Raw genomic sequence first — 15,075 nt, 5'->3', positions numbered from 1 at the left:
CATATTTGCCAGTATATTAATTATTCCATGGTAAAATTGTACCCATAACTTTTCTTGGTTGAGCCTTTATTTGAACATCAAATTTAAGCGATGTTTTACTTATTTTGGAGTCAGCATTATGTAGTCTCATTGATATAATCCACTGATCAAAATAAATTTCAATAGTGGTTTTGCTTTTTGGCTTTATACGTACTTCTACGATTTCTTCAGGCATTGTAATGGTTTGGACAGCGCGGGTATTTTTTATACCATTATATGAAGACATGAGTAAACCATGCATATTATATGGATAAACTTTTGTAGATCTTGAGTGATCTTCTTTTATTATTTTGTAAAAATCTTGTATACCAAACATATACTCAAAGAAAGCCTGTGTAAATTCTTTGGCATTTGCTTGTTCTTCTAAAGTTGAATTTTCATCAGCAATACCAAGTCGTTTAATTTCTTCTACAAATAATTTGATGATTGGATAATAGATGGTGTCCATCTTATCTTCTACATCTGCCCATCTTTGATATTGTTTTGCATATGTATCTATTTTTTTGAAAATTTCATTTATATTTTTTATAAAGGAGTTACTGCATGAAAACTGTCCATTTGTCCATACTTTTGCAAAATCAGGATCTTCGGTTATTCTTGGATGTTTTACAGCTTCATGATTATTTTTGCAACTGATGCCTATACTTGTGATTGAATCAAGAGATTCCGGTTCACTATAAATTTCTAGATTAATATCTCGTACATCGCCTTTAGTTCCTGCATTATCAGGCATAACTCGCAAAAAACCGTAAAGATTTTCACTTGATGATAAGATGGGTTCAACATTTCTTAAATAAACGGCAGCAACCCTTGCAGCGCGGTTATAATCATTTGTCATTGTTTCTAAGCGTATAGTTTCTAACTGGGCATTATCATCTAAGTCTTCATCTGAACCTCGGATAATCTGGTAGGCATTTTCAACATTTTTATAATTTTTATCTTTTATAATTTTTAATGAGTCCGTATCCCAGCCATTCAGAGTTAATTCCCTGTATATTTCAATTAAAGTTGCATATTCAAAAGCTTTTCCGCTTAAAACAGTATTAGTTAGTCGTTTATCTGCTGTTGGTCCATAAATTTCAGCTTCTGGATTTTCGATATTTAAAAAAGGTGTTAAATCATCAGAAGTTAAAATCTTTTTAACTTCATGGGCGATTGATTCAGCAAGTTTCACAGGAACTGCATTCCCAATTTGGCGATATTTACTATCTAAATCTCCACAGAATTCTATTTCTGGAGGGAAAGTTTGAATTGCTGCAGCCTCTTTATAACTTAAACGTCTATATTTTCCGATAAAACGAAACTTATCTACATCTTCAAACTCCATACCATCGGAGTCTGGACTTAAAGGTACCTGCTTAGCCATAGCAGGAATAGTAAAGGATACTTCATCAAAATTTCGTTGTCTATTCCTAGACATGTATCGAGATGAAAATGCAGCTTGACATACATCGCTCATATCTACAGGTGGTAAATCTTTTAGTGCATCTTTAAGGGTCACGATTTTAGGATCTCCAGATGGGAAAATATATGCGCCGCCATGACAAATTTCGTTTTTTATGCCTATAAAAATAACTCGCATCCTATCTTGTGGTACACCATAATTTTTTGCATTGACAGTTGGAGCGGACATAGTATATCCTAATTCTGAAAAATCTTCTATGATTTTATCGAATACTGCACCATTTCCTAAAGTTTTAATCCCGATAACATTCTCAGCAACAATAACTTTTGGTTTTTTTATTCTTACCATTTCTACAAAATGTCTGTATAAAACATTTCGAGAGTCATCTACTTGTCGAGGACCAGCGAGAGAGAAGCCTTGACATGGAAATCCACCTAATACTACATCTGCACTTACGTCCGGAAGCACATTTTCTAAATCTAATTTAGAAACATCACCACATTCAATAATTGTGCAATTTTCAGGTGATTTTCTACTCCCATCAGAATTAAAATTAGCCCATTTATCATACGTGTCACAGGCATCGTTGGAAAAATCGTTTGCCCAAAGTATTTTGAATCCTTTATTATGGAAGCCCATGTCTAGACCACCAGCACCAGAAAACATAGATATAACTGTAAAACTCATTTTAGTGTCCACCTTCCTGTGGTTCCCTTGAACCATTCGATAATTTTTTTATTAAATAGCTTGTTTTCCTACCAATATTTTAATTGAAATATTAGAAAACTTTTTTATGAAGATATCTTTTATTAAATATGCATCGCCGTAGTTTAATTTAGGAAAATAATAAAGTTTTTGTTTAGCTAATATTGCAACGATGCCGCAATGCTTATGTTCTTGTTCTAAGAACCAAAGATTATTTAAGAGCATATCAAGATTTTTATTATATATATCAAAGATAATAAGTTTGTTATTTTGCATTAATTTGAGGTTTTTCTCTGTTTCATTTATATTCCAAGTGTATTTCGTTAAATATTTTTTTGAATTGAATATATGAGTTGTAAAAAAGTTATCATGCATATCATCGTAAGTATACATAAAATTGAGAGAGTTGTTTTGTTGCTTTTGCATAAATAACATATCTACCATTATAAAATCCTCCTTTGGTTATACTCTATAATTTATATTATAGAACAAATGTTCTAATAAATCAATAGAACATTTTGGAGAAAATTGTATTATTAAAAATTTAAAATGTCTAATCTAGTTTAAACGACAGCATTATAGAAATCAAGAATTATATTGTACAAAAAAACTTTCGAAAAAATTACCTTAATAAATATTAAGATAACCTAGTTCATCCTGTAAGGTTACAATCTTATGATAGCCTCAGATGAAAAAAGTTAAGTCAAAAATAAAGCCAACCTAAAACCTAAAAAAGCACAAAAGAAATAAGGAGGACAAGCAAATGGAAATCACAAGACCTGCTGTAGCAGGAACTCTGGAATCCAGTGACTGTCAGGTAATGATCGAAGAAGGAGACGGCAAAGTCGAATTTTCACTGGAAAGTTCTGTGATTAATCAGTATGGAAATCAGATCAGAAAGGTAGCACTGGAAACCCTGAACAACCTGGGCGTAAATAATGCGAAAGTAACAATGATTGACAAAGGTGCGCTGGACTGCACCATCAAAGCAAGAATTGAAGCTGCTGTTTACCGTTCTGTTTTACAGACAGAAGATTTACCATGGGGAGGTGCTATCCGATGAGTAATCCAAACAAAAAAAGATTAAGAAGAACCATGATGTTCCTGAACGCACAGAAACCGGGTCTGATCAAAGATCCTTATATTTATAAACCGGATTCTATTATGCTGGATCTGAAGATGCAGTTGTCGAGAACCAGAAAGATGCAGCAAGATTTTCCGTGTTTCATGTATTAAGAACAATCAATTACAGAGGATGCGAACGAGTAGTCAGAATCAATGGCCTGGATTCCCCTTACTGGAAAGAAGATATCCGCTGTGCAGTTGCAGGTGGCTGTGATTCCATTCGTATCCCGAAAACAGAGAGCGCCAAAGACGTTTACATTGTAGAGAAAGAAGTAATCCAAGCAGAAAAAGATTTCGGACGTCCGGAAGGAAGTGTCCTGATCATGGCTGCTATCGAATCTGCAAGAGGTGTTATGAGGGCTCTGGATATCTGTGAAGCATCTGAGAGACTTTTCGGTATCGCACTTTCCGGCGGTGATTATACAAAAGACCTTCAGACACATATTACAGGTACAGGTCTGGAGCTGATGGGTGCAAGACAGAACCTTGTTATTGCAGCAAGAGCTGCAACATTCCTGATCACAGTACCGGCAATGCTCCCTGTTTATAAGAAACTGAAGATCAGACCGACAACATTTCTTCTGATCTGTGTAACATCCATGGGTGTTATAAACCTTCTTCCAGGGGGTGATCCGACCATGAGAGCTGCAACAGTTCTTGGAATTGAACCAAACCAGCTCTGGCTTCAGATTCTGCCAATGAAGGTTGTAGGCATCATCATTGCACTGGCAACAGCAGTGTTCTGGGGAATTGTAGAGAAGAAACGTGGAGCAGGAGCTGTAACAGATGTAGAAATCACAGCAGGTGGAAACGTAGAAGAGCAGACAGAGGCAAGAGAATATGCAAGACCAAAACTATTCTGGTTTAACCTTATTCTTACACTTGCAGTGATCGTATGCCTGATTTTTGTGAAAGTGCCATCTCACTATGTATTCATGCTTGGATGTGCCATTGCCTTACTGGTGAACTTCCGGGGAGCATCCTTACAGAATAAAATCATCAAATCCCATGCAGGTCCGGCCATCATGATGTCCTCAGCCATCCTCTGCGCAGGTGTATTCCTAGGAGTAATGGAGAAAACCGGAATCATGAACAATATGGCAACTGTACTTGCCGGATTTGTTCCAATGTCCATGGGACGCTTCCTGCCACTGATCATCGGTATTCTTGCAGTACCGCTTACACTGATGTTCGATACAGACTCCTTCTTCTTCGGATTGATGCCGGTTCTTATCGAAATCGCAGGAAACTTCGGTGTACTTCCGGCACATATTGCCATCGTTATGGTAGTCTGCCGTAACTGTGCAACATTTATCAGTCCGGTTGTACCGGCAACCTTCCTTGATATCGGTCTTGCAGATGTAGAGATTAAAGACCATATCAAAAACTGCTTCTTCTGGATCTGAGGTGTCAGCATCGTCTGTCTCCTCGCGGGACTTCTTCTGGGAGTCATCAAGATCTGACAGCAGCAGACTAACTGATTGACCAATGAAAACTCCGATAATGATTGGAGAAAAAACCAATAAGCTATCTTATCAAAATACTATACATATAAAATTCCTTCGGAAAAATCCCTCCTGGTGCTGCCGCAAAATGCGCAGTACTCAGAGGGATTTTTCCATTTGCAGCAAAACAACAGAATCGAAAATATTTCCATGGTCAATCCATTGATAAGACCCATTATATTTCAGGCAGATATCTTCAATAATAGAAAGTCCATATCCATGAGCTCCCGGTTTTGATTTCGTAGTCTTATGTGTAAAAGTCTGCATCGGGTTCTTGGTATTGTGCATATACACAGTCAGAAATCCGTTGGAAATGTTTGCAGACAGCCGGATTTCAGGATCAGGATTGCCGGAAGCGCTACAAGCTTCGATAGCGTTGTCCAGAAGATTAAAAAATATACTGCTCAGGTCAGTCGTATTAATGGAAATCTTTTCCGGTAAAAGGATCTCGTAGGATACCTGGATATGTTTCTGTTCTGCACGAAGCCGTTTCCCTTCCAGGATTGCCTGCAACAGGTTATTCTGACAGTAAGGATGAAAACGATCCTTCTGAAAAGTCTGATTCAGATTTCTGATCGCAGTATCAGCCTGTTCATATTTTCCCTGTTCCAGAAGTATCTGGAAATCCTGAAGTTCCTGTACAGTTTTGGTCTGAAAATCCCGAGTATCCTGTCTGCGGATCTGAAGACTGTAATCCTGTTCCTGTTTTAATTGTTTCTGCTTTTGAAGAAAAGCCAGTTCCATTTCAGTATTGGATTTCTTTAACACATCAGAAAGCACGCAGTATAAAAGAATACAGATCAGGATCATAAACACTGCCAGGATCAGAAAGATATGATCAATTTTTTCTGTATAAATCGTAGACAGAAAATATAACAACTGGAATACAAAGAGGAAGAGAAATAAAGGAATCAATTTAATGTTCTTTTTCATGACTGCAATCCTCCTCTGGTTGTTTTTCTTGTGGTCTGCAATTAAGCCGGGACAGAACAGAAGCGGTATATGTTTCTGCTTCCTCATATTTTTTCATATCCATCAAATACATGACAGACATGATGTGATTCTCAATATCGTGATTCCATTTCCGGAGACTGGCATATTCATTACTTAACTGAACGGAATCATTTATCTGCTTTTTCATCAGCTCAATTTCCATTTTTTTCTGTAAATATTCCCTGTGCTGTTGGGCTAAAGAATGGACTGCACGCAGAAACAACAGATAACTGCCGATGCATATGATCCAGTAAATGATGCTCAGAGCCAGAACTGCTTCGGGCTTTTTCTGAAGGGAAATTATAACATTGAGAAAAACCGGAGCGATCAGTGGCAGTAACAGTTGTAAAAAGGTGAGTATTTTCAAATAATCTATACACTGCCGCAGGATTTCTGATATTTTCCAGAGAAGAAACAGGCCAAGCAGGATGTTGGAGAGTTCGATAACGAAATATTCTGCAGGTGAACAACTGGATATCAGGTTGTGCGGAGTATAGGTATCGGTCGGTATAAAAAGATTATGAAGTGCAATGAAAACACTGGTACATAAAATTTCCGGACAGATTATCAGCAGCTGGAAAATAAAATAAACGGCTAATTTTTTCATAAAAGATGCCTGGAATAAAAAAAGTGTTACAAGAAATGTTGTAAGCTGAAATACGATTGTAATTCCATTATGCTGTGATTCACGTTTGATCCAAAATAACAGTGCCATAAATACTGACAGACACAAAAACAGCGGGAGTGAGATCTTGTGTTTGCTTGGCAGGATCCTGCAGCAAAAGTAAAGCAGTCCAAAACACAGATAAAGGCTGGATAGAATACACAAGAATAGATTGATCATATGACTGCTCATTTACTGCACCTCCCTGTGACCGGCAAGCATCATGAAAGCAAACGCGTCCTTAAACTGCTGGTAATAAGATCTGCTGACAGGGATCTCTGTATTATCAGAAAGTATAATGCCCTTATGACTGTAAGTACGTACAGCATGAAGATTAACGGCAAAGCTGTTATGGCAGAGACAGAAATCTGGTTTCATTCTTTCTGTAAGAGCTGTCAGTCTTTCTTTTGTTGTATATGTTCCTGTTCTGGTATAGATCGTGGTCTGCCTCAGATTTCGTTCCAGATAAAGAATATCGGAGCAGAGCACCTGATAATTGCGTGAATTTCCGGAGAAATACAGATATCGTGTATGCAATTTCTGAAGCTTCTGGCACGCTGCTCTTAGAGCCAGAGGGAGATATTTTTCCATCTGTTGTTTATGGATAAAGTAGGCATGTTCTGTCTCATATACTGCGGTAGCATATTGCAGATACTGGCTGATAAAAATAATCTGAGTGTCCGGGCTGATATGGTTGATCTTTTCTGCAAGTGAGATGCCATTTACAGCGTCAGAACCAAGATCAATATCTGTCAGTACAATGGAATAAGGGCATCCGTTTTCAGCAGCAGCCCGGAGAAATTCATCACCGGATGTGAAATGCGTTATTTCAAAAGCTCCCGGAGGATACTTTTGCAGAATAGTATGTATTATTTCATAATGTGAAGGGTTGTCTTCGCAGATTGCAAGTTTCAAAATTGGATTAAGCTCCTTTGGATTAAAGTGGTTGTAGTTTCTTATGTCAGTGACAATATCTGTCGGATATGCCAGATGGATAAAATGAACTGTATTTCCAATAATCATACTATAAAAAATAACGGGATGCAATTTGTCTGTGAGGAAGATTGGAAAAAATTGGTTAAATATGTAGTGAAATATAGTTGTTTGTGTGAATGCATGCGATTTCGGGAGTCTGTGTGATACAATCAGGATATGGAAACAAAGAAGCGATTTTAAAGATTTTGTACGTGAAAAAAATTATTATTCCTGGTACTTTCAAGCGCTGAATATAGAATATATGTGAAAGCGGTATTGTTTCCATGGGAGAAGAAAAATATTATAAGAATGACTGTCTGAAAATCATTATGGACATATATAAAGTGATTGGAAGTATCAGGAAACTTCTGGTAATAATACAAATGGCGAAGGAATAGACAGAGAGTGGGAATGGGTTAGCTTACAAGAGCTTCCCATTCCTGCTTTTCTTTTTTCGTATAGATAATCGGTAAGATGTTCTCCGTAAAGGACAATCAGCCCCTTTATTATTTCTCAGAGTATTTTTCGATTACACAATTATGTGTTTTTTGCTTCTTATCATAAGAAATTCCAACAAGTAAAATATTGTCAGTATAATTTGCAACAGCCTCAGGGTACTGCCTGTTTTTTATCTGCCGGATTGCGGTTTGGGCATTTTGATTCCATTTTAACTCAACAACAAGTGCAGGGTAATCTCTGGAATATTCTGGCTTTGGAAGGTAGACAAAATCTGCAAAACCTCTGCCTGCAGGAAATTCACGTATAGGTTTAAAATAATACCGCATAGTGCTGAGATAACCGATGGACAGAATGCTGCTGAGGGAGTTTTCGTTGTTGTACTGAATAGCTGAAGCGTATTCATTGTGTATTTTTTCAATGGATCTGGCCACAGTGTCTGTGTCCATGTCCAGAGTGGCATCCAGCAACTCTGAGGATTCCTGCTGGAATGTCAGAAATTCATTCCATTTCTTTCGTTTAACAGCTTTGGCAAGTTCCTGACGGATTTCTTCGTTTGGAACGAATGCAGAATGAGTATCCTGATCATAACCCAGATAACCCAGATGGATCAGGCAGGTAAGAATATCATCTCTGCAGGTAAAGTTCACCATATCATTCTGGAAAGTCGTAGGATCGATTTCTACGGAATTACCGGACAACATTTCTATAATGGCAGTTTTGAGTCCGTCAAAATCCATATTGATCAGAGGCACAATTGCTTCGTAGGTTCCGGTATCCGACCAGTAGCTTTGGAATTTATTCCAGATCATTAATTCTACTACTGCTTTAGGATTGTATACCTGATATTGCTCAAGCAGATAACCGTCATACCAGTGCTTGGTTTTGGAGAAATCCCGGTGGTATTTTTCGCAGAGCATTCGTACTTCTTCCTCCGTAAAGCCAATATATCTGGAAAAGATCCTGGCGTCAGTCATTGTAAACTCCGCAAAATTGTTCAGAGCTGACTGTGTTTTGATTTTTTTGATTGGAAGAATCCCGGTGAGGTAAGCCAGTTGAATATATTTGGTAGGTTCAGAACCTTTGAACATACCGCGGAGAAAGTTGATGTATTCCTCTTGGACTACCAGGTCGGTAGAGACATCTCGGATTAAAACATCCCATTCATCAATAATTACTACGAACTTTTGACCAGTGGCAGTGTTAATGCAGGACAGAGCCTCAGGCAGAGAGCTTATGGAGTCAGGCAGAATTTCAGGGTAATAATTTCTTAATTCCAGAATCGTTTTTTCAGTGATGTAGGAAACTACATTCTCCGGACCGCCGGCTGGTTCCATACACCATTGAATATCCAGATGGATCACATCATATTGATTCAGATATTTCGTGAAACCAGGTGCCTGACCGATTTCCAGAGATGAGAACATTTCTTCGGAACTACAGCCTTTACAGTAATATGCGGTGAGCATATCGGCAGTGATGGATTTCCCGAACCTACGGGGGCGACTGTTGCATATGAATTTCGCAGTGGTGTCCATAACTTTATTCGTATATGCCAGCAAACCGGTTTTATCTACATAGATTTCTGAATTCAGCGCAACCTGAAAAGCACTGTTTCCGGAATTTACAAATCGTCCCATGGAAATGACTCCTTTCTGTTCAGTGATTTTTATCATGTATACTGATTGGTTTCTTTGTTCTATTGTAAAATGCTATATTCAGAATGTCAATGAGGTATGGGAAAGATATCAGACATCTGATACGGGAGCGCAGGAATAAATTTTGTCAATAGAATAATCCCCTGGAAGTACTGATTAACTTCCGGGGGATTATCTTGTGATACAAATATGTACTGTTATATAGTGCGTATATAACGTTTTAATTCCTCGTAAAAATTTTCTCTGGTTCCGGCCATGATAACGATGATTATCAAATCATCAAGCTGTCTCACCCGATATGCCAGTTCATAATTAGTTTTATTATAATAAATGTCATAACCGTACATTCCTGCCAGATCACCTGTCTTTTCTTCGCCGATGGAATAATCTTCACATATCATTTCAATAGCTTCTTTGTACAGAGATTTCAGCTTTTTATCTTTAAGTTTTTTCAGAAATTTTGCTGCAGGTGGAAGGATCTGTACCTGTGTCATTTTTCATCCTCCGTTCCGAAAACATCCTCTAAGGAGTATCCTCCTGATTTAGATTCTGCGACCCGGTCTGCTTCGGCAAGCATTGCTTCAACTGCCGGACGGATTTTTCGCTGTGTCTGTTTAAATTTCTCAAGTAATTCTTCACCGCTATATCCCTGTCTGATCAGATCGGCAAGAATCTGTTCGGCAAATTCACCACTGGTATTTTCTTTAACGGGGCGTAAAACCAGTTCGTTTCCACGCATGATACATTCTGCTTCCGTATTAAAACCCAGAAGCGTAAAAAATTTCTGCGGGATAGTAATCTGGCGTTTAGATGAAATACTGACTTTTTTTGATTCCATGGATGCGCTGCCTTTCAATGGGATTGTTGCTGTTGCCATTCGTGTATGCCTCCTTCCTATTTTATGTTTGTTTATTCTGTAATATACATACTGCTTGGTTTCTTTGTTCTTTGTTATATTGTAAAATATTATGTTTGGGATGTCAATTACAGAGAAGTAAAATCAGTTTCTTTATTGAATAGAAAAATTTTTCTATTTGGCAGAAAATATGATTAGTGATATCATAAAAACATATCTGTAAAATTGTGCAAATGTATCCTGCTTCTGCATTGCGGTAATTCCATGAAACGATGCAATGGATTCTTTTATCAAGTGTGTTAAACAGAATCGGCGAAAGACATTGTACAGAAACAGCAGGAGTTAAGGATGGAAGATATAATGGAAGACAATTTTGAAAAATTAAATCTGCTTCTGGAGCAGGAACTGTGTGAGTTTGTGGATATTCCGGATGGTTTTACCGGACAGACGGAGAGTGGAGAATTACGACTGATCTATCTGATGAATGATGCGGTGGAGAGTTTTCTGGTTCTGAAAAATGCCAGGATGACGGGAAATTATGTCAGGGATTATGAAGGAGAGTTTGAGGGCTCTGTAGAGAAAGCGGACTGGGATTTATGTGAAGCAGAGTATATTCTGGTGATTCATCAGGGGCATAATGTGTTTACTGTATTCTTTGAAGATATTTTGCTGGAAACACAGTTGTATAATTATGGAGAGCTGGGACATTTCTGGGTGAAGGGCTATGAAAATCTCAGGGTAATGGAGTATCAGATTGCCATATTGCGTGATAAATATGAGTATCTGGGAGAAAAATATTGCACTGAGTATGAAGGAAAGCTGGCAATGCTGCGTGATTTCCCACCGTTAAACTATCTTTTTTATCCGGCAGTACCGGAGAAGTATATTGTTCCGGTGGATAACCCATGGGAGGTAACGGCGGAAGCACTGGCAGTTATGCAGGAACTGACAACGGAAGCAGGAGATGAAAAACTGGGAAAAATGCTCAGGCGTTATGAAAAAAATCCGGATATATCAAATGCCAAAAAGATAGCCGGAATGCTTTGCAGGAGCAGTCATTTACCGGTGATTACTCTGCTGGGAGAAAAAATCAGGGAAGCAGCATCGGTCTATCCGGACAGAGATTTTGGCAGAAAACAGAATAAATATCTGCATGAATTGATGGAAAAAGCTGAACGAAGAAAAGAAGAATTGGAAGCAGAGAATGTTCAGACTCTGATCTACAGAGAAGAACCTTTCATTTATGACTGTGATTCCATATCGTTTCAGGTATATCTTATGATTGTGAGAAAAGGTGTATGGAAGCAGAAAATAATGGTTGAGAAAATATAAAGTAGTCCGAACAGGAATAAAGAAGGGATTATAATAATAATGGATGAATTATTAGACTTAACAAGAGACTTTGATGCAGCGAAAGCTGCTTTTGAAGCATATCTGGATGAATATGACAGAGCAGATGATAAGATTCATCTGAAGATCGTACATACTTATGGAGTGGTTGATGCAGCAGAGGACATTGCCCGCCGTATGGGGCTGGGTGAGGAAGATGTACAGCTGGCGAAGGTAATCGGATTGCTCCATGATATTGGAAGATTTGAACAGATTAAACGATTTGACAGCTTTGAACCGGGAACCATGGAGCATGCAGTATATGGTGCACAGCTTCTGTTCGGACCGGAGAAAATGATCCGCAGATTTGTGAAGGATGACAGGTTTGACAGTCTGATCTGCACTGCGATTGAGAAGCACAGTGATTTCAAACTGGAAGGAATTACGGACGAGAGAACCCTGCTTCATGCAAAGTTAATCCGAGATGCAGACAAGCTGGATAATTGCAGGGTAAAGCTGGAAGAGTCAATGGAAACACTTCTGGGAGTGGATGAGAAGGGTGTTGGTGAAGGAGTAATCGCACCAAAGGTATGGGAGTCCTGTATGGCAAAGGAATCTGTATTATCTTCAGACAGAGTTTCAAAAGTGGACTACTGGATTTCCTATATTGCTCAGTATTATGACATCAATTTCCCGGAAACCTATGAGATCATGCGTGAACATGATTATGTGAAAAGAATCATGGACAGGGTTCCTTATGCATTGCCGGAAACACAGGAAAAGATGGATATTCTGGCAGCAGAGATGGAGGAATATATGGATGAGAGAATTCGAAACAAAAAATAATCAGGAGAAATTCACCTGCGGAGAATTGGAATATCAGGTCATAAGAAGTGCCAGAAAAACCATGACTCTGGAGGTTCGCAGGGATGGAAACGTAATCGTTCGCGCACCTCTTCGTACAGGTCTGCCGAGGATCAAAAGATTTGTAAACCAGAAGCAGGAGTGGGTTCTGGGATGTCTGGAACGGACAAAAGAATACCGGGAACAGAAGCCGCTGAGCGCAGATCTGAGCGAATCGAAACGAAATGTCTATATACGAAAAGCAAAAGAAACGATTACCAAAAGAGTTTCTTATTTTGCCAGACTCATGGGCGTTTCTTACCGCAATATCACCATCAGAGAACAGAAAACAAGATGGGGAAGCTGTAGCAGTGAGAAGAATCTGAACTTTAACTGGAAACTGATACTGGCACCTCCGGAAGTGCTGGATTATGTAGTGGTACATGAACTCTGCCATCTGAAGGAAATGAATCATTCGAAGGCATTCTGGGACGAGGTCGGGAAAGTAATGCCGGAGTATGAGACGTACAAGTTGTGGCTGAAAGAAAACGGATGGAAGTTATAAATATATCTTTGGGTGTTGATATTTTATAACTCTTGAAAAGAAATACTTTGATGTGAATTTAAGGGGATAAATGTTAATGAAAATGATAGCTGATCTGCACATTCATTCCAGGTTTTCCATGGCGACAAGCAAAGAGGGCACGCCTGAAAATCTGGATTTCTGGGCGAGAAAGAAAGGAATTTCACTGATTGGAACAGGTGATTTCACGCATCCGGTATGGAGAGAAGAACTGAAGGAGAGACTTGTTTCAGAGGGAAACGGCCTGTATCGTCTCAGAGATGAATACGTAAAAGAAGAAAGCCGGAAGTTCCCGGGAGAAGGAACACGTTTTGTTGTCTCCGGGGAAATCAGTTCTATTTATAAGAAAAATGGAAAGACCAGAAAAGTACACAATGTAATCCTGCTTCCCAGTCTGGAGGCAGCAGATGCCATGGCACAGCGTCTGGAAAAAATCGGAAATATTCACTCAGATGGTCGTCCGATTCTTGGTCTGGACAGTCATGATCTTCTGGAAATGATGCTGGATGTATGCCCGGAAGGAATTCTGGTTCCGGCTCATATCTGGACACCGCATTTCTCTGTATTAGGTGCGAAATCAGGATTTGATTCTGTAGAGGAATGTTTCGAGGAACTGGCACCGTATATACATGCACTGGAAACAGGGCTTTCCTCTGACCCGGCTATGAACTGGAGAATTTCCAAACTGGACCGCTATCAGCTTGTATCCAATTCAGATGCACATTCCCCGTCTAAGCTGGGGCGCGAGGCGAATCTGTTGGATATTGACTGTTCCTATGAAGGACTTTATCGGGCAATCCAGACTGGCGAAGGGCTGGAAGGAACAGTAGAATTTTTTCCTGAAGAGGGGAAATATCATTTCGATGGTCACAGAAAATGCGGTGTATCATTAAGCCCGGTGGAAGCAGAACGGCTTGGAGGAATCTGCCCTGTCTGCGGAAAGAAGCTGACCATGGGTGTAGATCACAGAGTAGAACAGCTTGCAGACAGAGCGGAAGGTTTTGTGAAAAAAGATGGTAAGAAATATGAAAGCCTTGTACCTCTGTCGGAAGTGATCTCTGCATGTATGGGCTATTCCACTGCAAGTAAGAAAGTGCAGGGGTGTTTTGAACAGATGCTACAGACACTGGGAACAGAATTCGACATCCTGCGAAATGTACCTGCAGAAGACATTAAAACCTGCGCAGGAGAACGGCTTGCAGAAGGGATTGAGAATGTAAGAACCGGAAAAGTGAAAAGAATTCCGGGTTATGATGGTGAATATGGAAAAATACAACTGTTTGCAGAGAATGACGGGTAATATATATGAAGAAAATAGGAATTATTTCAGACACTCATGGCTTACTCAGGCCGGAAATTATTGAAATTTTAAAAGACTGCGACTGCATTATCCACGCAGGTGACGTAAACAAACCAGAAATCCTGGATACACTTCGTATGATGGGCTCCATCTATGTAGTCCGCGGAAACAACGATAAAGACTGGGCAGAGGGAATCGCGAAAACCTTATATTTCACCATAGAAGGCGTAAAATTTTTCATGACTCACAATAAAAAAGATGTGGACTGGGACTTAAAAGATACACAGATAGTAATCTTCGGACACACCCATAAATATTTCGAAAAAATAATAGACAACCGCCTATGGCTAAATCCGGGAAGTTGCGGCCCCAGACGCTTTGACCAGGAAATCACCATGACAGTAATGACAGCCGATAATGGAACTTATCAGTGGGAAAAGGTTGCCATGATTCCTGAATAATTGCGCGTCGCATTCTCGTTACTTTAGCCTGATGAGTTAGATGAGTTAGACGCGCAAATTTTTTACTCAAAGAAAGAACGCATGTTTACTTTTAGCACTATATGTGCTAAAATATAACCATAGACTTAAATGAAAAACTAAATTCCGGTTTTGGACCAAATGCAAGAGTAAATTCTAT

The 15,075-nt window shown here is 39.1% G+C and carries 14 protein-coding genes and 2 pseudogenes; 8 read left to right on the top strand and 8 right to left on the bottom strand.

Going from position 1 to position 15,075, the window contains the following annotated elements; translation table 11 throughout:
• Positions 1 to 16: 16 nt before the first annotated feature.
• Positions 17 to 2,131, bottom strand: coding sequence for a HaeIII family restriction endonuclease (locus tag LJE12_RS02790; RefSeq protein WP_227292032.1), 2,115 nt, complete (start codon positions 2,129 to 2,131; stop codon positions 17 to 19).
• Positions 2,132 to 2,182: 51 nt separating this feature from the next.
• The gene (locus LJE12_RS02785; RefSeq protein ID WP_227292030.1) at positions 2,183 to 2,593 is read right to left on the bottom strand and encodes a hypothetical protein; all 411 of its coding nucleotides are present in this window, start codon (positions 2,591 to 2,593) and stop codon (positions 2,183 to 2,185) included.
• Between the two features lie 319 nt (positions 2,594 to 2,912).
• Between LJE12_RS02785 and citD the strand changes: the two genes are divergently transcribed.
• The 3 genes and pseudogenes from citD to LJE12_RS19975 all read left to right on the top strand — a co-directional run bounded on the left by citD (position 2,913) and on the right by LJE12_RS19975 (position 4,680).
• Entirely contained in the window at positions 2,913 to 3,212 is a 300-nt protein-coding gene (gene citD / locus LJE12_RS02780) for a citrate lyase acyl carrier protein (RefSeq protein WP_227292028.1), read from the top strand.
• Positions 3,209 to 3,783: pseudogene (locus LJE12_RS20490) on the top strand (HpcH/HpaI aldolase/citrate lyase family protein); the annotation flags it as partial. The gene citD and the pseudogene LJE12_RS20490, both read left to right, overlap by 4 nt.
• Positions 3,784 to 3,807: 24 nt before the next feature.
• Entirely contained in the window at positions 3,808 to 4,680 is an 873-nt protein-coding gene (locus LJE12_RS19975) for an SLC13 family permease (protein ID WP_255610757.1), read from the top strand.
• A 198-nt stretch (positions 4,681 to 4,878) separates the two neighbouring features.
• On the opposite strand, the gene LJE12_RS02770 is transcribed toward LJE12_RS19975, so the two are convergent.
• The 6 genes from LJE12_RS02770 to LJE12_RS02745 all read right to left on the bottom strand — a co-directional run bounded on the left by LJE12_RS02770 (position 4,879) and on the right by LJE12_RS02745 (position 10,402).
• Positions 4,879 to 5,712 carry a sensor histidine kinase gene (locus LJE12_RS02770; protein ID WP_227292027.1) on the bottom strand — a complete coding sequence of 278 codons (834 nt, stop codon included), beginning with the start codon at positions 5,710 to 5,712 and terminating at the stop codon, positions 4,879 to 4,881.
• Positions 5,696 to 6,628, bottom strand: a complete 933-nt coding sequence (locus LJE12_RS02765) for a hypothetical protein (protein ID WP_118569151.1) — start codon at positions 6,626 to 6,628, stop codon at positions 5,696 to 5,698. Before LJE12_RS02765 ends, LJE12_RS02770 begins: the two co-directional genes overlap by 17 nt.
• On the bottom strand, positions 6,629 to 7,351 hold the full coding sequence (locus LJE12_RS02760; protein WP_022380935.1) for a LytR/AlgR family response regulator transcription factor: 723 nt from the start codon (positions 7,349 to 7,351) through the stop codon (positions 6,629 to 6,631).
• Positions 7,352 to 7,917: 566 nt separating this feature from the next.
• On the bottom strand, positions 7,918 to 9,507 hold the full coding sequence (locus LJE12_RS02755; protein ID WP_227292026.1) for an AAA family ATPase: 1,590 nt from the start codon (positions 9,505 to 9,507) through the stop codon (positions 7,918 to 7,920).
• Between the two features lie 215 nt (positions 9,508 to 9,722).
• The gene (locus LJE12_RS02750; RefSeq protein WP_008707048.1) at positions 9,723 to 10,019 is read right to left on the bottom strand and encodes a type II toxin-antitoxin system RelE/ParE family toxin; all 297 of its coding nucleotides are present in this window, start codon (positions 10,017 to 10,019) and stop codon (positions 9,723 to 9,725) included.
• Positions 10,016 to 10,402, bottom strand: coding sequence for an AbrB family transcriptional regulator (locus LJE12_RS02745; RefSeq protein ID WP_044996646.1), 387 nt, complete (start codon positions 10,400 to 10,402; stop codon positions 10,016 to 10,018). The genes LJE12_RS02750 and LJE12_RS02745 overlap by 4 nt, the downstream gene beginning before the upstream one ends.
• Positions 10,403 to 10,729: 327 nt before the next feature.
• Here LJE12_RS02745 and LJE12_RS02740 point away from each other — a divergent pair, with 327 nt between their 5' ends.
• The 5 genes and pseudogenes from LJE12_RS02740 to LJE12_RS02720 all read left to right on the top strand — a co-directional run bounded on the left by LJE12_RS02740 (position 10,730) and on the right by LJE12_RS02720 (position 14,897).
• Complete coding sequence (locus tag LJE12_RS02740; RefSeq protein WP_227226667.1) at positions 10,730 to 11,713, top strand: DUF3878 family protein; 984 nt, start codon at positions 10,730 to 10,732, stop codon at positions 11,711 to 11,713.
• 39 nt (positions 11,714 to 11,752) lie between these two features.
• Complete coding sequence (locus LJE12_RS02735; RefSeq protein WP_227226666.1) at positions 11,753 to 12,556, top strand: HD domain-containing protein; 804 nt, start codon at positions 11,753 to 11,755, stop codon at positions 12,554 to 12,556.
• On the top strand, positions 12,531 to 13,118 hold the full coding sequence (locus LJE12_RS02730) for a M48 family metallopeptidase (RefSeq protein WP_227226665.1): 588 nt from the start codon (positions 12,531 to 12,533) through the stop codon (positions 13,116 to 13,118). Before LJE12_RS02735 ends, LJE12_RS02730 begins: the two co-directional genes overlap by 26 nt.
• Positions 13,119 to 13,194: 76 nt before the next feature.
• Positions 13,195 to 14,430 (top strand): annotated as a pseudogene (locus LJE12_RS02725) (endonuclease Q family protein); the annotation flags it as partial.
• An 11-nt stretch (positions 14,431 to 14,441) separates the two neighbouring features.
• Positions 14,442 to 14,897, top strand: a complete 456-nt coding sequence (locus tag LJE12_RS02720) for a metallophosphoesterase family protein (RefSeq protein WP_173698436.1) — start codon at positions 14,442 to 14,444, stop codon at positions 14,895 to 14,897.
• The last annotated feature ends 178 nt before the right edge of the window (positions 14,898 to 15,075 follow it).

The organism is Blautia sp. DFI.6.71 (assembly GCF_020593585.1).
Taxonomy (GTDB): domain Bacteria; phylum Bacillota; class Clostridia; order Lachnospirales; family Lachnospiraceae; genus Blautia_A; species Blautia_A wexlerae.
This window is presented reverse-complemented; position numbering and strand designations above follow the sequence as displayed.

Excerpts from the sequence above, each read along its gene's own strand:
- LJE12_RS02765 (WP_118569151.1), bottom strand. The coding sequence starts at position 6,628 with ATGAGCAGTCATATGATCAATCTATTCTTGTGTATTCTATCCAGCCTT.
- LJE12_RS02735 (WP_227226666.1), top strand. The coding sequence starts at position 11,753 with ATGGATGAATTATTAGACTTAACAAGAGACTTTGATGCAGCGAAAGCT.
- LJE12_RS02730 (WP_227226665.1), top strand. The coding sequence starts at position 12,531 with ATGAGAGAATTCGAAACAAAAAATAATCAGGAGAAATTCACCTGCGGA.
- LJE12_RS02745 (WP_044996646.1), bottom strand. The coding sequence starts at position 10,402 with ATGGCAACAGCAACAATCCCATTGAAAGGCAGCGCATCCATGGAATCA.
- LJE12_RS02770 (WP_227292027.1), bottom strand. The coding sequence starts at position 5,712 with ATGAAAAAGAACATTAAATTGATTCCTTTATTTCTCTTCCTCTTTGTA.
- LJE12_RS19975 (WP_255610757.1), top strand. The coding sequence starts at position 3,808 with ATGCTCCCTGTTTATAAGAAACTGAAGATCAGACCGACAACATTTCTT.
- citD (WP_227292028.1), top strand. The coding sequence starts at position 2,913 with ATGGAAATCACAAGACCTGCTGTAGCAGGAACTCTGGAATCCAGTGAC.
- LJE12_RS02750 (WP_008707048.1), bottom strand. The coding sequence starts at position 10,019 with ATGACACAGGTACAGATCCTTCCACCTGCAGCAAAATTTCTGAAAAAA.
- LJE12_RS02785 (WP_227292030.1), bottom strand. The coding sequence starts at position 2,593 with ATGGTAGATATGTTATTTATGCAAAAGCAACAAAACAACTCTCTCAAT.
- LJE12_RS02755 (WP_227292026.1), bottom strand. The coding sequence starts at position 9,507 with ATGGGACGATTTGTAAATTCCGGAAACAGTGCTTTTCAGGTTGCGCTG.
- LJE12_RS02790 (WP_227292032.1), bottom strand. The coding sequence starts at position 2,131 with ATGAGTTTTACAGTTATATCTATGTTTTCTGGTGCTGGTGGTCTAGAC.
- LJE12_RS02740 (WP_227226667.1), top strand. The coding sequence starts at position 10,730 with ATGGAAGATATAATGGAAGACAATTTTGAAAAATTAAATCTGCTTCTG.
- LJE12_RS02720 (WP_173698436.1), top strand. The coding sequence starts at position 14,442 with ATGAAGAAAATAGGAATTATTTCAGACACTCATGGCTTACTCAGGCCG.